Source organism: Rhizobium sp. BK181 (assembly GCF_014193305.1).
Lineage (GTDB): Bacteria > Pseudomonadota > Alphaproteobacteria > Rhizobiales > Rhizobiaceae > Rhizobium.
The window spans coordinates 68,534-85,888 of the sequence record NZ_JACHZA010000017.1 but is presented as its reverse complement, the minus strand read 5'-3'; the positions used below and the strand labels follow the sequence as shown (position 1 = coordinate 85,888).

Below are 17,355 nucleotides of genomic sequence, written 5' to 3'. Positions count from 1 at the left end.
GCGGTTCGCTCGCCTTGATCCCCGTCAGAATCTTTGGGGCGAGAAGGGCGCGATGTCGATCGCGGGCTTCTTGCCAGTCAACAGATCCGCGACGATGCGTGCGGTGCCTGCCGACTGCGTGAGGCCGAGATGGCCGTGGCCGAAAGCATGGATCACCCGCTGCGTATCGCGGGCGTGGCCGATGGCGGGCAGGCTGTCGGGCAAAGACGGACGGAACCCCATCCATTGCACACCGCCGTGCGGCTTCAACCCGGGCAGGAAGCTGCGAGCTTTCTCCAGCATCGCTTCCGAGCGTTGGAAATTCGGCGGCAGCTTCAGCCCTCCGAGTTCGACGGAGCCACCAACGCGAATCCCCGTCGATAGCCGGGTAACGACAAAACCGTGACCGCCAAAGGTAATCTGCGTGCGCAGGTCGAAAGCCTCGGGAGGAAGCGTGGTATTGTAGCCACGCTCGGTTTCGAGCGGAATCTTCTCGCCGATCGTGCGCGCCACTTGATGGGAAAAGGCGCCTGCCGACAAGACGACCTGTGCGGCCCGTCGCAAACCGCCGCCGACGCTCAGAACATCGATACCACCCTCGGCGGGACGCAAGGCTGTAACTTCGACGCGCTCGATCGTGCCGCCCATGGCACGGAAGTGATCTGCCAAAGCCAGGGTATAGAGTTTGGGATCGGCGATCGAGTACCAGCCGGGCGTGAAGGTGCCATGGGTGAAACGCGTCGCGAGGCCGGGCTGGATCTCCGCGATCCCAGCTGCATCGAGGTGGTGGAACTCAACGCCGTGCGCTTCGCGCGCCTTCCAGCCGGGAAGCGAGGCCTTCAACTCGGCCTCGCCCTCATAGACCTGAAGATTGCCGTCCTTGCGCAGCATGGCGGCGGTGCCGGTCTGCTGCAGGAACGGTTCGAGCTCGGCTTTCGAAAGATCCATCAGCGCGGTTTGCGCTGCGGTCGAATGGGCAACACAACCGGGCGCACAGGCCCGCCAGAACCGAAACATCCATGGTGCGATCTGCAAGGCATAGGCCGGCGGCACCGAAAGCGGCCCGAGCGGGTCGAGCAGCCACTTCGGCGCCTTCTTCAGGATGCCGGGTGAGGCGAGCGGCAGGATGTCGGTAAAGGCGAAGGCTCCGGCATTGCCTGCCGATGCGCCGGCAGCGGGACCTTCGCGATCGAGTACGACCACGGAAAGGCCCCGTGCCTGCGCTGCGATCGCCGCGGAAAGCCCAACGACTCCAGCGCCGATCACGATCACATCAGGTTGGGTTTGATCGTTCATCATCGCCTCAGTGAGTGGCAGCGAGGAAGGCCTGCAGCTCCGGATCCTTCGGCGCACCGAACAGCTCTTCCGGCGGAGCAATCTCAGCCATCACACCCTTGTGGAAGAAAGCGACGCGATCGGAAACCTCACGCGCAAACTTCATTTCGTGCGTGACGCAGATCATCGTCATCCCTTCGGAGGCGAGCATGCGCAGCGTGTCGAGGACTTCGCCAACGAGCTGCGGGTCGAGCGCCGAGGTGACCTCGTCGAACAGCATGTATTCCGGCGACATGGCGAGCGCGCGCGCAATCGCCATGCGCTGCTGCTGGCCACCGGACATGCGGTTGGGATAGACCTTCAGCTTCTCCCCCAGGCCGACGTGGGTAAGCTGCTTTACAGCCATCGCTTCGGCTTCTGCCTTGGGAAGGCCGAGCACCTTTCTGGGCGCGAGCATGACGTTTTCCAGCACCGTCAGATGCGGGAACGCGTTCCACTGCTGGAAGACGATACCGAGCTTGCGGCGGAGCCTATTCAGGTCGGTCGCCTTGGCATGGACATCGGTGCCGTCAACGACGATACGGCCGCTATCGATGGCTTCGAGACCATTGATACAGGTGAGCAATGTCGACTTTCCCGAGCCAGAACCACCGATGATGGTCAGCACCTCGCCCTTGGGGACAGTGAGGTTGATGCCCTTCAGGACCTCCAATGAGCCGAAGGATTTGCGGACGTTTTCAATCTCAATCATTGGGGGACCACCGTTTTTCGAGATACCCGCCAATCCGGGCGATGGGGAAGCTGATAATAAAGTAGACGGCGCCGCAGATCATCAGGATGAACAACGGTTCCTGCAGCCGGGTCACGAGGATCTGCGAGGCGCGCAGCAGCTCGATCAGGCCGAGCCAGAGAACCAAGGCGGAATCCTTCATGACGCCAAGCGTCAGGCCGATCCAGGACGGTAGCGAAACGCGTGTCGCAAGCGGCATGACAATATAGCGCATATCCTGCGACCAGCTCATGCCGAGCGACCGGGCAGCACGCCGCGTGGTCGGCGGCACCGAGGAAATCCCGCCGCGGACGATTTCCGTGCAGTAGGCGGCCGTATAGAGCGACAGCACAACGCAGGAGGTCGTGAACGGAGGCCAGCCAAGCCGCATGATCGACTGCAAGGCATTGCCGAGCACAAGCTGGATCAACAAAGGCACCGAACGAAAGACGTCGAGCGCGAAGGTCAGCGGTGCGGACCAGTAAGGCCCGAGTTCGACGCGGATCATCCCGAAGAGGATGCCGAGAACGGTTCCGGCGGCGACGGAAACGACAGTGACCGCGAGCGTCATCCCCGCGCCTTGCGCCAGGAAGGCCAGATCACCCCAGGTGAGGGCAGTACCAAACATCTCTCACCTCTCTCAGTAGCGGAACATGCGCCAGGCAAGTGCCCGGGCGGCAAGGGTCAGAACTTTGGCGATGAAGTAGTAGATCACCGCCGCCAAGGCGAAGAATTCAAAGGTGCGGAAAGAGCGCGCATTAAGCTCCTGCGTCACGCCGGCAAGATCGGTGTTCATGCCGACGGTAACGCCGAGCGACGTCATCAGAACTGCCCAGACCATCTGGTTGGTCGCCGGCAGGAACGCCACGCGCAGCATTTGCGGAAGGACAATCAGTCGAAACGCCTGCATGGACGTCATGCCAAGCGAGCGTCCGGCGCGTGTCTGCGTGTCCGGGATCGCCTTCAGCGCGCCACGGAAATTCTCGGCCAAGTAACCGGCGTTATTAAAGGCAATGCCAACAAGGAGCGCGGTAAAGGGCGTGAGGTGAATGCCAAAATTGCCAAGGCCAAAATGGGCCATGTAGATCTGGAAGAGCGCAGGTGTGTTTCGCGCGATCTCGACCCAGGCAGTGGCAAAGCCAGCGAGAATGCGGTTGGCGGAGAGCCGGAACAAGGTCAGCGCAAGTGCGCACGCCAGTCCGATAATCATGGACAGGAGCGCGATCTGCAGCGTGACCAGCGCGCCGTCGAGCATTTGTGGCAATGCCTTGAGCGCTTGGTTCCAGTGGAAGGTGTAGTTAAACATGACCGTCTCACCTTGTCGTAAAGCTACGGCGCGAGGGATGACCTCGCGCCGCGGGAGAAACGGTCCAGATTAGCGGTAAACGCCGTTGACCGCGAGCGACGGGACGTCGCCGCCGACCCACTTCTTGTAGAGCTCGGCGTAGCGGCCGGTGCGAACCTGCTGGTTGATGAACAGGTTCAGGTAGTTGACCAGGCCGTATTCCTCACGGTTGGTGAAGAGCGCGACGTAGTCGATATCGAACGGCGCCTTGCCGACCACTGCGATGCCCGGGAACTTGCCGGTCTTGACGTTGGCCTGAGCAACGGTCGAGGTCGAGACGGTGGCGTCAAGCTGGCCCTGGCTCAGTGCGAGGAACACGTCGGCCTGCGTCTGGTAAGGACGGAACTCGCCGACACCCCAAGCCTTGACCTGCTGTTCGAGCGCGATCGCTTCGTAGGTGCCAGCGGTTGCGCCGACAACCTTGCCCTTCATGTCTTCGAAGGACTTCACGCCCGACTTCTCGTTCGCGGTAACCGCCATCTCGAAGGCAAAGTAGGGAACCGTCATGCCGACGGTCTTGGCACGCTCCAGCGTGTCGGAGGTGGAGGCGACGCCGACATCGACGCGGCCGGACATCAGCGCCGGAATACGCTCGGGGAACGGGGTCTCGACGATTTCGGCAGTTACGCCGAGCGCCTTGGCCAGATCGTTGCAGTAGTCCACGTCGAAGCCGATCGGATTGTTGTTCTCGTCGCGCGAACCCATCGGCGGGAAGTCCAGCACAACGGCGCAGCGCAGCGTGCCCGAACCGATGATGTCGTCCAGCTTGTCGGCTTTGGCCGGGCTGGTCAGGAGGGTGGCGGCGGCCAGAAGGCCGAAAGCGAGGACCGAGGTTTTCATTTTTCTCTCTCCCAGAGTTGGATTTGTCGATGGACAGCGAGGCGCACTATTCCTCTTCAGCGCGCGCAAATCAATCGTAAAATACATCAAGTATGCAAAAAGTATAAGACGAATAGCGATCATGTCGACAAAAAGGGCGGCCAAGTAGTGGCCGCCCTTTGCTTTTCTACCTTTCGATGAAAATCAGCTGAGGAAATCCTCAGGCAGAAGATCTTCCGACATATTCTGGTACGAGACCGGCCGCAGGAAGCGACGGATCGACATCGTGCCGACGCTGGTTGCTCCGAAGTTCGTCGAAGCCGGATAGGGGCCGCCATGGACCATGGAATCGACTACCTCGACGCCCGTCGGGAACCCGTTGACAAGGACGCGCCCCGCCTTTCGCTCGAGCACTGGGCGCAGACGGCGGGCGTCGGCGATGTCGCCGGCATTCATGTGGATCGTCGCCGTCAACTGACCTTCGAAGCCGCGCGCCAGTTGCTCCATCTCATCAATCGTCTTAACGCGAACCACAAGGCCAAGCGGCCCGAAGACCTCTTCACCGAGGGCGTGGTCGGCCAGGAACTGCGCACCGGTCGTCTCAAAAAGGTTGGGTGCAGCCGTCCGGCCGGAGGACTCGCCGGTGAACAGCGGGTTGACCGTATTGCGGGTTGCAAAGCGCGCCTGTCCATCCTGATAGGCCTTCGCGATGCCGTCCGTGAGCATGGTCTGCGGCGCCACCTTGCCCAGTGCTTCAACCGTTGCGGCCACGAAGCGATCGGCTTCGGCGCCTTCCGCCACCACGGCGATGCCGGGATTGGTGCAGAACTGCCCGGCACCCATGGTCAGCGATCCCGCCCAGCCCTGGCCGAGCGTTTCGCCGCGTGCCTTCAGCGCTTCGGGCAAAAGGAACATCGGATTGACAGATCCGAGTTCGCCGAAGAACGGGATCGGCTCAGGCCGTGCGGCACATAGGTTGAAGAGCGCGCGACCGCCGGCGAGCGAGCCGGTGAAGCCAACAGCCTTGATACGCGGATGCTGCACCAGGGCTTCGCCGACCTGGCGATTGCCGCCCTGGATCAGCGAGAAGACGCCGGGATGAATACCGGTCTTGCGGATGGCAGCCTCGATCGCCTGGGCGACGATTTCGCCGGTGCCGGGATGCGCCGAGTGACCCTTGACCACGACAGGGCAACCCGCGGCTAGTGCGGCGGCCGTATCACCGCCAGCAGTCGAGAAGGCCAGCGGGAAGTTCGACGCACCGAAGACGGCCACCGGGCCGATCGGGCGCTGAATGAGGCGGATCTCCGGCCGCGGCGCGGGTTGACGGTCGGGCAGTGCCGCGTCACGGCGGCGGTCAAGATATTCGCCCTTTTCGATGTGATCGGCAAAGAGCCGCAACTGGCCGGTCGTGCGGCCGCGTTCGCCCTGCAGGCGCGCTTCCGGCAGACCCGTTTCCTGGCTACCAATCTCCGTGATTGCCTCGGCCCGCGCCTCGATCTCGTCAGCGATCGCACGAAGGAACGCGGCCCGCTCTGCGCGTGTGGAGTAGCCGTAGCTCCAGAAGGCATCTTCGGCCGCCTCGCAGGCGCGGCTCACCAGGTCGACCGTGCCAACGGCGAACTGATGCACTGGACCATGCGCCGGTGCGGATGCAAAAGTACCCGCTCCGTCGAGCCATTCGCCCGCGACGAGGTGTTTTCCATTGGGAGTGAAGACCATTTGCTATTCCTTCCTTGAAAGCCGGGGGCGCCTTGCGAAAATCCATCTGCAGGCGAATTGCGCATGCCGGATCTTTGTATACTCTATGTATTTATAACTTCAACACTCGATCGCCTTCGGCGGCCGGGCCAGCCATGAGAGACACAAGATGAGCGAGAACACCACCCTGACCGTCGCGGCCCTGCAGGAGAGGGTCGATGCAATTTTCCGCAAGGCAGGCCTCAACGAGATCCAAGCCGGTGCGCTCGCTCGCGTAATTGTCGCCGGTGAGCGGGATGCCTGCAAGTCGCACGGTATCTATCGGATCGAAGGTGCGTTGCGTACCGTCAAAGCGGGCAAGGTGAAGCCGGATGCGGTTCCGGAATTGCTGCTGCAGGAGGGTTCGGCGATTGTAAAGGTCAACGCCAAGGGCGGCTTCGCCAATCCGGCCTTCGAACTCGGCCTGCCGGCACTCGCGGAGCGCGCCCGAGCGTGCGGACTGGCAGCACTCGTTATCAACGACTGCACCCACTTCTCCGCCCTGTGGCCAGAAGCAGAAGCGCTTACCGAACAAGGGCTTGCGGGTCTCGTTATGTGCCCGAGCTATGCGACAGTTGCACCGACAGGAGGCAACAAACCCCTGCTCGGCACCAACCCCTTTGCCTTCGCCTGGCCGCGCGCCGGCCAGCCACCCTATGTCTTCGATTTCGCCACCTCTGTTGCCGCGCGCGGCGAAATCGAGCTGCATCGGCGGTCGGGAAAATCACTGCCGGACGGCTGGGCGATCGATGCCGACGGCAACCCGACGACCGATCCGGAAGCTGCGCTTGCTGGCGCCATGCTGCCATTCGGCGGACACAAGGGCTCGGCCATCGGCACGATGATCGAGCTGCTCGCGGGCATCATGATCGGCGACCTGACAAGCCCAGAGGTGCTCGATTATCTCGGCACGACAACACTTGCGCCCTTCCACGGCGAGTTGATCATTGCATTCTCGCCGGAGGCCTTCGCCGCCGGCCGGCCGGGCAATCCGTTTGCGCGTGCAGAGATGTTGTTTGAGGCAATCGTCGGCCAAGGCGCCCGCCTGCCCTCACAGCGCCGGTATGTGGCGCGCGCAAAATCGGAAGCCAATGGCGTCACGCTGACCGAGGCCGAAATCAAGCAGCTCGAGCGGTTGCTCGCACTCGGTCTGGAGGCGGTGGCCTGAGCCACCACCCGAGACCGCCGGAAACACAAAAAGGCCCTCCGTTGGAGGGCCTTTCCTGAGAGCTTTAGAAAATCAAGCCTTGTACTTCGCCACTGCGCCGGGGAGCTTGCTCCACTCTGCGTACCAGTTGTTGAAGAGCTTAAACTGAGATTCGACGTAACCGCGCTGACTGTCCGTCAGGACGTCGGTTTCGTTGAAGTGGAGCGTGTATTCCTTATCGCCCTTCAACACCATCATGTGCTTGAAGAACAGGACGAGGTCCGGGCCTTCGTCGAACGAGGAGAGCACTGCCAGTGCCTGCTCGAGCTCCAGCGCCCGCTGGCGGGCATCCGCATCGCCTTCAGCCGCTGCCTGCGAGAGGTTGCAGAGGTGCAGCACTTCCTTGGGCAGCACATTGCCGATGCCGGTGATGGCGCCGGTCGCACCGCAGTTCACGAAGCCGTGGAAGACGGCCGTGTCGACGCCGATCATCAGCGAAACACCATCATCGCGGCTGGTGATGTTCTCGGCCGCATAACGCATATCGGCAGCGCCGCCGAATTCTTTGAAACCGACTAGGTTAGGATGCTCGGCCCGGAGCGCAGAGAACAGATCAGCGCGGGTGGCAAAACCATAATAGGGGCTGTTGTAGATGACAGCAGGAAGATCGGGGGCAGCCGAAAGGATTGCCTTGAAGTGCGCCCTCTGGGCGCCGATCACCGAGCCACGCGACAGGACACGCGGGATGACCATCAGGCCCTGGGCGCCTACCTTCTGGGCGTGCGCTGCATGTGCAACGGCCGAGGCGCTGTTGACGGCACCGGTCCCAACGATGACCGGGATGCCAGCCTTTACCAGGCGCTCGACGCCTTCCATGCGCTGCGCATCGGTCAGGAGCGGCCAGTCACCCATCGAACCGCAGTAAACGACTGCCGACATGCCCTGGGCAATCAGTTCCTGTCCCTTGCGGACAAGGGCGTCGAAATCGGGGGTACGATCCTGCTTGCAGGGGGTCATCAGGGCGGGGATCACGCCCGAGAAAATCTTAGCCTTCATATCGGTCTCCTTTCGGCCGTTTGATCAGTCGGCCGACACAAACGTGCAGAGCCTCCCTCTTTTTCAGGTGATATATCATCTTGTATTTTATTTGTCGACAAGAAAAACGCAAACGCCGCCGAGGTCTTTAAAGCGCTATGTCGATCCCGACATCACGGCTGAAAAGCTTCTGCACCTGGGCAACGATCTGCTCCGCGTGCGCCTTGCCCAAGCGATCGGCCGCCTCGATGTCGCGTGCCTCGATAGCAGCGATGATTTCCGCATGCTCATCGACGAAGCGTTGCGGAAACTGCTCGTCGTAAGACCGGTAGTAAAGTCGCAGAATGCGTCTCCCCTCATCCAGCAAACGACGGAACAGGCTGGTGAAATAGGGATTGCGGCCCGCCTCGGCGATTGCTGCGTGGAAAGCCGCATTGGTGGAGATCATGGTCAGTGCATTGCGTCCCTCAACGGCCGCCGCATAGTCTGCATGGAAGCCGCGGATAATCGCCAAATCCTCCGGGCGGTGGTTTCGCGCCGCAAGCCGTGTCGTCACGCGGTACATCAGGACCAACGCGTCGAAGAAGGTGTTGAGATTCAGGAAGTCGATATTCGATACCATAGTCGAACGGTTTGGCAGTGTCTCAATCAGCCCCTCGCCCGCCAGCCGAACCAATGCCTCGCGGATCGGCGTACGCGACATCTTGAACCGCTCGGCCAACTGCACTTCATCGATGGGGCTGCCGGGCGGCAATACAAGATCAAGGATCTCGTCGCGCAAGAGGTCGTAGACCATCTTGACGCCGGAGCCGCGCTTGCGCTCTGGGGTGGAGTTCGTATCTGTATCAGTCATCGAAGAATCCTTTTGTCGACAAAAGGAATACTTTTTCTCGCGTAGTGGTCAATAGTGGTGGCGACTCGGCGGGTGAAAGCGCAGCACGTCGCGCGAGCATACAAAGGGCGGCTCCGCGCGTAACATGGTAGACTGCCGTCGCAGATCGATTGGCGCTACCAGAATTCGGTGGGCAAATACAATTAAGTGCTCATTTATTCATCTATCTTAGCATCGCAGAAGGACCACCCAGGGGGCGAAGGTACGAGACAGAATGCGGATCAGCACGATTACAAATTGGGCCTATGCCGTGACGGTTGTACTCACCGTTCTCTCGGGCGGAGCCTTCATTCTGTCTGCCTACAGCGCCGTGCGCGAACGGTCGGCGGTGGAGATGCGCCAGCAACTCGACGAGCTTGCTGATCAGCTCGCAATAGCAGCCGAACAGACAACGGAGGATGCCCGCCTCTACGTGATGCGCGGCGAGGACCGTCACCTTCAGGCCTTCCGCAGCGCCGATGGAGAGGAACGCGCTCGCGAGGAAGCCATCAAGGGCTTGAAATTGACCGATCTGTCATCGCCGGAACTTGCCGCATTGCGCCGGTTGGAAGGTGACGCGGAGGCATTGGACCAAATCGAGGAACGTGCCGTTGCTGATTATGGGAACGGCGATCGCGACGGTGCACGGCAAACCCTTTTTGGACCCGAGCATGAGCGCTTGCAGACTGATCTGCTCGCCAGCGTTCAGCATTTTACCGATCTCGTGGCGACCCGTGCCGACGACGAACTCGCTGCTGCAAAAGCAAGAACCGACCTCTGGGACAACATAGCGAAGTCGATGTTGGGGCTGACGGCGGCCGTCTTCATCGGCGTCCTGTATTTTGTGTTGAAGCGTCGGGTGGCAACGCCGCTGCTCAGAATGACTGGGATCGTCAATCGACTGGCGAAGCAGGACTATGACGTCGAGGTGCTGCCTGACAGGCGGCACGACGAGATCGGCGAAATGAACGAAGCGATCCAGATCTTCCGCGACAACGGCCTGGAGCGAGAGCGCCTGGATGCCGAGCGACGGCGCGATCAGAAAACGAAGGATCACATTCTTCAGATGATGCATCGGCTTCAGGCCTGCCAGCAACAGGAGGAACTCGCCGATGTCGTTTCACTTTTCGCGCCGCAGATCTTTCCACATCTCGCCGGACACCTGTACCTCATGAACGGTGGCCGATCGGCCCTTGCCTCCGCCAGCCGCTGGCTACAACCGAACCGGTCGCATGACGTACTGGCGCCGGCGGAATGCTGGGGATTGAGACGCGGCAGGCCGCATGTCAGCGACCATTCGCGAGACGATGTGCCCTGCCAACATCTTGAGGAAGGGGAACACGCCTGCATCTGCATACCGCTCTCCGCCCATGGCGACACAGTCGGTCTGCTGTATTTCGAGGGCACCGATGGCGGCAAGGCGATGGAGACCGCAAGGCTCTACATTGAGATCATCGCCGAGAATATCGGGCTGGCGATCGCCAATCTTCAGCTCAGGGAGCGGCTGACACAGCTTGCCGTGCGCGATCCCCTGACAGGGCTTCTCAATCGACGCTCGCTGGACGACGAGATGAACCGGCTGCGCCGAGACACCGTTGACCGCCCAACGGCCTGCCTGATGGTCGACATCGATCACTTCAAGCACTTCAATGACGAGTTTGGCCATGATGCCGGCGACCACGTCATGCGGCAAGTTGCGACCCTGATGGCCGAGACGGCCGGCAAGTCGGGTTCCGTTTACAGGTTCGGCGGCGAGGAGTTCACGGTCCTTCTCCCCGAAGGGACGCGGGAATCGGCATTCGATATTGGGGAAAAACTTCGCAACGCGGTCGAGGCCGCACCCATAACCTATCAGGGGCGGCCGTTGGGGACCGTAACTGTATCGATCGGGATTGCCTTGGCGGATGATGACAAACCAGCCGCCACGCTGCTGCAAAGGGCAGACGCGGCGCTCCTTCGCGCCAAATCGAAGGGCAGGAACATCACCTTGATCGATGGTGCCGACGGGTCCCCCAATCACCGGCTTGCCGGGTAGCTTTCTCAATCCTTTGATTGCAAGCCCGCCCTGCCGCGCTTCGCCGAGGGATCGACACCGCTGACGGCTCCGCCAGAAGTTACTTGCATAATGGAAGTCATTCTTATAGTGGCTTGCATTATGCAACGAACAAGCTTTGCCAATTTCAAATGCCCGGTGGCCCGTGCGCTCGACAGCGTCGGCGACTGGTGGAGTATTATGATCTTGCGCGATGCGTTTCAGGGCCTCACACGCTTCGACGAATTCCAGAAGAGCCTCGGCGTTGCCCCAAACATCCTCACCCGTCGACTTGCACATCTTGTCGAGGCCGGCCTCCTCCAGAAACGGCGCTACAGCGATCGCCCCGCCCGGCACGAATATGTGTTGACGGAAAAGGGCCAAGATTTCTTTCCAGTTCTGATGGCGTTGTTTTCGTGGGGCCGCCGCCATGTGCCGGAGGAAGACCTAGCCTTCTTGCTCGGCGACTCTGCCTCCGGCAAGGAGCGGCATACCAAACTCGTCGACGTCGAAACCGGTGAAGAACTTACCCCTCGAAATACCTGCCTGCTTCCCGGCCCGGCGGCCGCGGAAGGCGATCGCGACCGCATTGCACGCGCCAGGACATGGTATCTCGGCATCTATGCCTAACAAGGATAAAGACAGATGGATCGGATCGTCGTGACTGGCATGGGACTCGTGTCGCCACTTGGCACGGGCGTTGAAACGGCATGGCAACGGCTGCTTGCCGGCGGCTCCGGGCTTAGGGTTCTCAGCGACGATATCGTCGGCGACCTCTCCGCCAAGGTCGGCGGTGTCGTGCCATCCGCCGCGGAGGACGCTGAAGGCGGATTCGATCCGGACCGCTATATTCAGCCCAAGGACCAGAAAAAAATGGACCGCTTCATCCACTTTGCGATGGGCGCTGCCGACGAAGCAGTCCGGCAGGCCGGATGGACCCCTGACGATACGGTCGCGCGGGAGCGCACAGCGACGATCATTGCGTCCGGCGTCGGGGGCTTTCCCGCTATCACGGATGCAGTCCGTACGGTTGAGACGCGCGGCGTTCGTCGACTCTCGCCCTTCATCGTGCCGTCGTTCCTCGTCAACCTAGCAGCAGGCCAGGTGAGTATCCGCTATGGCTTCAAGGGTCCGCTCGGCGCTCCCGTCACGGCCTGTGCCGCCAGTGTGCAGGCGATCGGAGATGCCGCACGGCTGATCCGCTCAGGCGAAGCGGATGTTGCGATCTGCGGCGGCGCGGAGGCCTGCATCGACAGAGTCAGCCTCGGCGGCTTCGCTGCGGCGCGGGCACTCTCGACGGGCTTCAACGATCGGCCGGAGCTTGCCTCGCGTCCGTTTGATACCGGCCGCGATGGCTTTGTCATGGGCGAAGGCGCGGGCATCCTGGTTATCGAGTCGCTGGAGCATGCTCTCGCCCGGGGCGCCACGCCGCTGGCCGAGCTGGTCGGATATGGCACTGCGGCCGACGCTTACCATATGACCGCGGGACCAGAGGACGGCGACGGTGCGCGCCGGGCGATGGAGGCAGCAATCCGACAGGCGCGGATAGCACCGTCGGAGATCAAGCACCTCAACGCTCATGCGACATCCACCCCCGTCGGCGACCGCGGCGAAATGGCGGCCATCGGCACCGTCTTCGGCCGTAATGGAGAGATCGCCGTAAGTGCGACGAAGTCCGCCACCGGCCATCTGCTTGGTGCAGCCGGTGGGCTTGAGGCGATCTTCACGATCCTTTCATTGCGCGACCAGGTTGCACCGCCGACCCGCAATCTCGATGAAGCTGATCCCGCTGCCGAAGGTCTCGACATCGTCGGTAAGACGGGACGCAAGCTCGCCATGGAATATGCGATCAGTAACGGCTTCGGTTTTGGCGGTGTCAACGCAAGCGCTGTCTTCCGACGCTGGAGCTGAGGCTTAGATCAGGCGATATTCGCTTGCCGTAGACAGATCTCGGTAAGCGGTATCTTCATCCCGCCGCTGGGTGGCCACGGCCAGCGAAATACTTGACCTTCGATTGATCAGACGCCCTCGCCAGGTGCGTCTGCGTACCGGAGGCTGCGTTATATGTGCGTCCGCCAAGCGCGACTATCCCGAGCATTCTGCCGCGACTTCGTCCCCAATTTTCTAGCGACTATTGCTATCGGGATGGTGCAATAGACTATGTGCTGCGCTCTCCAACCAATTCAGTACCATATTGCTTGGCTCAAATTAGCAACTTCCCTCTCGCATTAGGTAAGCTTTGAAGCCCTCGCGCAGTTGGCGATTTGGTAGTGTCTCACAACCGTCAATTCCGGCGGGAGGAAGAGGAGAGATACAATGAAAATCAAGGGCCTAGTAATCGCAACCGTGTTCGCGCTTTCGTCAGTTACGGCAGTTTTCGCAGCGGATAATGAAGCCGTCACGGATCAAGGCGGCTGGGGCAACTACGCGGGCACAGCCCAGCATGGCAAGGGCAACTTCAGCGGCACGATACAGCGCGGCGGCTGGAACGACGCCACAACTGTTCAACATGGCAAATATAACGAATCTGTAACCTATCAAAAAGGCATCGGCAACGACTCGTATACCGAACAAACGGGCAGAGGAAACCTGTCTTTTACCGGGCAGTTTGGTAAGGGCAACACCTCATCAACCTACCAGCAGGGTAAGGGCAATACCTCGGTCACGATTCAGCATTAGTATCGTACATTTGAAAGTCAGCGGCATTTGCCGCTGACTTCTTTTGCCTGGAGTCCCGACCATGATCGCAGCCCTCCCCCCCGTCCACTGCATCATCGAGCATCACAAGGAGAGTCCCGGCGCGATGACCCTTATTCCGACAATCGAGAGTGATGGTCGCGGCGAAGGGACATATCAGTTCGAGATTTTCTCGAACGCCGATGGCAACACCTCAAGCAACGTTCAAGGTGGCGATTTCCAGAAGGATGACCCGGGACGGCTTGCGCTTTCGCGCTCAACCGTCTCCGTGTCGCCGAATGGCTGGAGCGCCCGGCTGACGGTGTATGGTCCGAGCGGCGAGAAGCTCTGCGTCGTGTCGGTGCCGTGACATTTATGCACCGTTCGGGTGATCTTCCGAATGGAGGAAACGAGACTAATTGATTGTATACTAAATTATAATAGAAATAGACCTCAGTGTGTCGTGCCGGCGTGCTTCGGCGGCCATATCGAGGTGATAGGGAATGCGGATTTGTTGGGCCGTTCAGTCTCACAAACTGGCTGCTATCCTTGTTGCGACACTGGCAAGCATTGCAAGCAGCGAATCGATTGCAGTTGCCGATGACATCAAAACAGCGCCGACGGCGCAGAGTGTCGAGCCCGCGACAGGCGTGCAGATCGGCACCGGTATCTACTGGTTCAGCTTGCCAAGCTGGAGTCCTCGGGGACCCGACTTTCTTGGAACCGGCGACAGCAGAGTCATTGATGATGGCATCGGTTTTGGCATCAGCCTCGATTTGCCGCTCGGGCAAATCGGTTTGCAGCCCCTCATTCTGGAATGGAATGGCGGTATCGCCGACCTGTCGTCCAGTTCGACCGACCGAACGAGCCTTGCCGGCCAAAACTCCCTGAACCTCAGCTTAGGAAATTCGGCGAACGGCCGCATCGATCCGAGCCTACTGACGGCGTCGCCTATAGGGACGCTGCCCGCGACCGCCACCGCTGATGTCACGTTTACCGACAGTGCAGGCGCGACGGGTCACACCTTTCTCTCGGATTCGTCGCCCGCGGGCGGGCGTGTGACCCACTTTGCATCCCAAACGGGGGTGACCGGCGGGTCTTTCGCAGCTACCCTGACTAACGGTTCGACCCAGAGCGCCGCGGCCTACGCAGCCTATGGTGACAACACCGGCTTTACCCTGGCCGCGACCGGTGACCTCAGCAGCAGCGCGATCATCGACAAGCGCAGCGAGGATGCCTTCGTGATCGATCAGGAACTGCTTCTCGGCGCTCCGATCGATCTTCAGGGCGGCTGGACGGTTACTCCTAAATTCGGCCCCATGTACCGCTCCATCGATCGCGACGTGGATTTTCGCAGAACGCTCCGTATAACCGCCAATCAACCGGGCATCGTGGTGCCTGAGGTCGGCTTCGCGCAAACCGACGAACTCGACGCGCGCTATGTCGGCGCCATCGCCGAACTGGCTGTAACCCAAGCCCTGCAGCCGGATCTCAGTGTTTCGTTCGACGCCAGGCTGGGCGGCGCCTACCTGCATTCCCGTTATCGAAGCCACTATTCGGCAATTCTGCCAACGATGACGACGGGTCCCTTCGACTTCATTTCCGAGACACGCGACGACGCCAGTCTGCTTGCTGGCCTCGGCGCCGGGCTGCGCTACGCACCCAAGGAAAACGTCGTGATCGGCTTGGACACCGGCGTGAACTTCGTCAACAAGGTGCCGACGATCGACTATGTCGCGGATGCCGGCGGCGGTGTATCGCCGACGATCGGCATGAGTCATGCGATCGACTATAACGTCTCCGTCAACGTGACCTGGCGCTTCTGAGCCAGAGATCAGCACATCGCGGACAGCATCGACAGGCAGTGCAGAAATTGCGTCTGCCGGTTTACCCCGACGCGGGCCATCGCGGAGGCAAGCTGGTTGTGGACCGTATTCTTTGAGACGCCACGTTGGCGCGCGATCTCCGACGCCGTTTCTCCCCTCAGAAGGCAATATGCGAGATCCGCCTCTGTCGGTGTCAGGCCGAAGATGGACTTGATCGTGTCAGGTGCCAACAGACTGTTTCCACCAAGTTCGCGTATCGTCAGCATGTAAACACGCTCGTTGGTGGCAAAGACGTTCTTGAATTGCGATCCGAGGCCAACACGCCCCGACAGGGCATCGACGCTTACCAACCATTTGACATTCTTCACCTTATCCTCGACCCAGGCAACGTGCCGAACACGCCCGTGTAATGTCGCCAGGCCGATCAGACGCGCAACTTCATCCTGAAGGGCCGTATCGACGATATCGATCGCCGAATCGCTGTATTCGACAAGCAGGTGCGATGCCTCGACAAATTTCTCGAAACTACCGTTGGCGAGACGCACCTGATAGTCTTCCGTGATAATCGCAGAAGGTGCGGAAGAACTGAAGAAGGCGCTCTCCATATGCGCGGACCTCTCCCGCTCCAGGAGGGTCGCCTTTTGGATGGCAAAGGCCGTCTGAAAATGCGGCAGCAATTTCTGCAGCATTTGGGCCGCTCTATCCGTTTCGGTTCGACCTGGGCGATCGAAATGGAGCATCAGCGTAATCCGGCGTCCGCCTTCCTTGACAAGAACGAGCGTCAGAAGGCAACCTTCCGTACCAAAGCAGTCACGCACGGGTACTTCCCATTGAGGACTGAGCCTCGCCTTTAAATCGATCGTCAGGAATGCTCCTTGCCCCAAGGCAAGCGTCGCCGCATGCAATGCGGCAATCATCGGAGGATTGGAGAGCGCGCTTTTCGGAACGCCTTTTGCGAACACGCTCGCGCGCCGATCTTCCGCCCCCTTGAAGCCTACGACAGCTCCCGCCGCTGCCTTGGTGATGTCGATCAGCTCCGCTATGACCTTTTCCCACTCCGGCGGGCTCACAACGGTTTCGTAGATCAACTGCACCAACGGCAAGCAGATATCTTCACCAAAGCTATTGATCATCGGACCACTCCAATGCTTGGCGAATTTCCAAAGATTTCACGTCCGGCCGCGTCATTTTCAGAACGCAGTCCACCTGAGCTATGCAGCGGCATTGTTGCCGCGTTTTCACCTCTCATGAATGTTTCAGGCTACCTTCATCCCGGTCCGACCGTGCGGTCGAAGGTGGTTCCCAGCCACTGCCTGCTCTCCATGTCTCGGCGGCTTCTAGGAAAAGCCGAAGAGATGCCACGTCTCTGTACGAAACATCGAATGTCTCCTCCAGATTGTGTTTTTATGTCTTCAAGTCGTGCGGCCCACGCCAAAAACAAGCAACGCGCTCATTTGGCTCTCTTAAGACAAAACGGCACGCAACGAAGTATGTTATGTCGAGAATATTCCCGACATCACCCCTAAAAACCTAGAGATTTCTAAGAATAGCATGCGTCTTCTTGTTGTAAAATGCTTAATAGTTATTCATTTACTACGACAATAGGGGTATATATTATTGCAACCTTGAGAGAAGTCGCCAACAGCTTATAATTGAATTTGAGGTCGCGCTTTTATCATTCAGTTGAGGTTGCGGCGCTAAGGCCGTTGTCCGCCCGCGAGAACGGTGACAGTTCGTATCCTTCCTGTCGCCGGACTGACTGCACCGTCGAGTTGAAGTCAACCTTACCGACAACTATCGCCGCACATTAACGTTGGGTTAACCATAATCGTCGTTTACCA

The 17,355-nt window shown here is 60.1% G+C and carries 16 protein-coding genes; 7 read left to right on the top strand and 9 right to left on the bottom strand.

Annotation, left to right across the window (positions count from 1 at the left end):
• Positions 1–24: 24 nt before the first annotated feature.
• From FHT77_RS25920 to FHT77_RS25895, 6 genes are all read right to left on the bottom strand, one after another.
• Positions 25–1,275: an FAD-binding oxidoreductase gene (locus FHT77_RS25920; RefSeq protein WP_183757744.1), complete on the bottom strand. Its 1,251-nt coding sequence runs from the start codon at positions 1,273–1,275 to the stop codon at positions 25–27.
• Positions 1,276–1,282: 7 nt separating this feature from the next.
• Positions 1,283–2,005 (bottom strand): amino acid ABC transporter ATP-binding protein, encoded by a 723-nt coding sequence (locus FHT77_RS25915; RefSeq protein ID WP_183757742.1) that lies wholly within the window; start codon positions 2,003–2,005, stop codon positions 1,283–1,285.
• Positions 1,998–2,651 (bottom strand): amino acid ABC transporter permease, encoded by a 654-nt coding sequence (locus FHT77_RS25910; protein ID WP_183757741.1) that lies wholly within the window; start codon positions 2,649–2,651, stop codon positions 1,998–2,000. The genes FHT77_RS25915 and FHT77_RS25910 overlap by 8 nt, the downstream gene beginning before the upstream one ends.
• Positions 2,652–2,663: 12 nt before the next feature.
• The gene (locus FHT77_RS25905; protein ID WP_183757739.1) at positions 2,664–3,329 is read right to left on the bottom strand and encodes an amino acid ABC transporter permease; all 666 of its coding nucleotides are present in this window, start codon (positions 3,327–3,329) and stop codon (positions 2,664–2,666) included.
• Positions 3,330–3,398: 69 nt separating this feature from the next.
• Positions 3,399–4,208 carry a transporter substrate-binding domain-containing protein gene (locus FHT77_RS25900; RefSeq protein ID WP_114710407.1) on the bottom strand — a complete coding sequence of 270 codons (810 nt, stop codon included), beginning with the start codon at positions 4,206–4,208 and terminating at the stop codon, positions 3,399–3,401.
• A 183-nt stretch (positions 4,209–4,391) separates the two neighbouring features.
• A complete protein-coding gene (locus tag FHT77_RS25895; RefSeq protein WP_183757737.1) occupies positions 4,392–5,909 on the bottom strand; it encodes an aldehyde dehydrogenase (NADP(+)) in 1,518 nt (505 codons plus the stop codon).
• 148 nt (positions 5,910–6,057) lie between these two features.
• On the opposite strand from FHT77_RS25895, the gene FHT77_RS25890 reads away from it, so the two are divergent.
• Positions 6,058–7,095 carry an Ldh family oxidoreductase gene (locus tag FHT77_RS25890; RefSeq protein WP_183757736.1) on the top strand — a complete coding sequence of 346 codons (1,038 nt, stop codon included), beginning with the start codon at positions 6,058–6,060 and terminating at the stop codon, positions 7,093–7,095.
• Between the two features lie 72 nt (positions 7,096–7,167).
• Here FHT77_RS25890 and FHT77_RS25885 read toward each other — a convergent pair whose 3' ends face one another.
• The gene (locus tag FHT77_RS25885; protein ID WP_183757734.1) at positions 7,168–8,130 is read right to left on the bottom strand and encodes a dihydrodipicolinate synthase family protein; all 963 of its coding nucleotides are present in this window, start codon (positions 8,128–8,130) and stop codon (positions 7,168–7,170) included.
• 127 nt (positions 8,131–8,257) lie between these two features.
• Positions 8,258–8,962 carry a GntR family transcriptional regulator gene (locus tag FHT77_RS25880; protein WP_183757732.1) on the bottom strand — a complete coding sequence of 235 codons (705 nt, stop codon included), beginning with the start codon at positions 8,960–8,962 and terminating at the stop codon, positions 8,258–8,260.
• Positions 8,963–9,215: 253 nt separating this feature from the next.
• Between FHT77_RS25880 and FHT77_RS25875 the strand changes: the two genes are divergently transcribed.
• From FHT77_RS25875 to FHT77_RS25850, 6 genes are all read left to right on the top strand, one after another.
• Complete coding sequence (locus FHT77_RS25875) at positions 9,216–11,015, top strand: diguanylate cyclase (protein ID WP_183757730.1); 1,800 nt, start codon at positions 9,216–9,218, stop codon at positions 11,013–11,015.
• A 120-nt stretch (positions 11,016–11,135) separates the two neighbouring features.
• On the top strand, positions 11,136–11,642 hold the full coding sequence (locus FHT77_RS25870; protein WP_183757728.1) for a winged helix-turn-helix transcriptional regulator: 507 nt from the start codon (positions 11,136–11,138) through the stop codon (positions 11,640–11,642).
• 15 nt (positions 11,643–11,657) lie between these two features.
• Complete coding sequence (gene fabF / locus FHT77_RS25865) at positions 11,658–12,923, top strand: beta-ketoacyl-ACP synthase II (RefSeq protein ID WP_183757726.1); 1,266 nt, start codon at positions 11,658–11,660, stop codon at positions 12,921–12,923.
• A gap of 405 nt (positions 12,924–13,328) precedes the next feature.
• Positions 13,329–13,691: a hypothetical protein gene (locus FHT77_RS25860; RefSeq protein ID WP_183757725.1), complete on the top strand. Its 363-nt coding sequence runs from the start codon at positions 13,329–13,331 to the stop codon at positions 13,689–13,691.
• A 61-nt stretch (positions 13,692–13,752) separates the two neighbouring features.
• Complete coding sequence (gene csgH / locus FHT77_RS25855) at positions 13,753–14,058, top strand: curli-like amyloid fiber formation chaperone CsgH (protein ID WP_183757723.1); 306 nt, start codon at positions 13,753–13,755, stop codon at positions 14,056–14,058.
• A 133-nt stretch (positions 14,059–14,191) separates the two neighbouring features.
• On the top strand, positions 14,192–15,514 hold the full coding sequence (locus FHT77_RS25850; protein WP_183757721.1) for a hypothetical protein: 1,323 nt from the start codon (positions 14,192–14,194) through the stop codon (positions 15,512–15,514).
• Positions 15,515–15,522: 8 nt separating this feature from the next.
• On the opposite strand, the gene FHT77_RS25845 is transcribed toward FHT77_RS25850, so the two are convergent.
• On the bottom strand, positions 15,523–16,647 hold the full coding sequence (locus tag FHT77_RS25845) for a helix-turn-helix transcriptional regulator (RefSeq protein ID WP_183757719.1): 1,125 nt from the start codon (positions 16,645–16,647) through the stop codon (positions 15,523–15,525).
• Between the last annotated feature and the right edge of the window lie 708 nt (positions 16,648–17,355).

Coding starts and splice junctions, on each gene's coding strand:
- FHT77_RS25920 (WP_183757744.1), bottom strand. CDS start 1,275: ATGAACGATCAAACCCAACCTGATGTGATCGTGATCGGCGCTGGAGTC.
- FHT77_RS25915 (WP_183757742.1), bottom strand. CDS start 2,005: ATGATTGAGATTGAAAACGTCCGCAAATCCTTCGGCTCATTGGAGGTC.
- FHT77_RS25910 (WP_183757741.1), bottom strand. CDS start 2,651: ATGTTTGGTACTGCCCTCACCTGGGGTGATCTGGCCTTCCTGGCGCAA.
- FHT77_RS25905 (WP_183757739.1), bottom strand. CDS start 3,329: ATGTTTAACTACACCTTCCACTGGAACCAAGCGCTCAAGGCATTGCCA.
- FHT77_RS25900 (WP_114710407.1), bottom strand. CDS start 4,208: ATGAAAACCTCGGTCCTCGCTTTCGGCCTTCTGGCCGCCGCCACCCTC.
- FHT77_RS25895 (WP_183757737.1), bottom strand. CDS start 5,909: ATGGTCTTCACTCCCAATGGAAAACACCTCGTCGCGGGCGAATGGCTC.
- FHT77_RS25890 (WP_183757736.1), top strand. CDS start 6,058: ATGAGCGAGAACACCACCCTGACCGTCGCGGCCCTGCAGGAGAGGGTC.
- FHT77_RS25885 (WP_183757734.1), bottom strand. CDS start 8,130: ATGAAGGCTAAGATTTTCTCGGGCGTGATCCCCGCCCTGATGACCCCC.
- FHT77_RS25880 (WP_183757732.1), bottom strand. CDS start 8,962: ATGACTGATACAGATACGAACTCCACCCCAGAGCGCAAGCGCGGCTCC.
- FHT77_RS25875 (WP_183757730.1), top strand. CDS start 9,216: ATGCGGATCAGCACGATTACAAATTGGGCCTATGCCGTGACGGTTGTA.
- FHT77_RS25870 (WP_183757728.1), top strand. CDS start 11,136: ATGCAACGAACAAGCTTTGCCAATTTCAAATGCCCGGTGGCCCGTGCG.
- fabF (WP_183757726.1), top strand. CDS start 11,658: ATGGATCGGATCGTCGTGACTGGCATGGGACTCGTGTCGCCACTTGGC.
- FHT77_RS25860 (WP_183757725.1), top strand. CDS start 13,329: ATGAAAATCAAGGGCCTAGTAATCGCAACCGTGTTCGCGCTTTCGTCA.
- csgH (WP_183757723.1), top strand. CDS start 13,753: ATGATCGCAGCCCTCCCCCCCGTCCACTGCATCATCGAGCATCACAAG.
- FHT77_RS25850 (WP_183757721.1), top strand. CDS start 14,192: ATGCGGATTTGTTGGGCCGTTCAGTCTCACAAACTGGCTGCTATCCTT.
- FHT77_RS25845 (WP_183757719.1), bottom strand. CDS start 16,647: ATGATCAATAGCTTTGGTGAAGATATCTGCTTGCCGTTGGTGCAGTTG.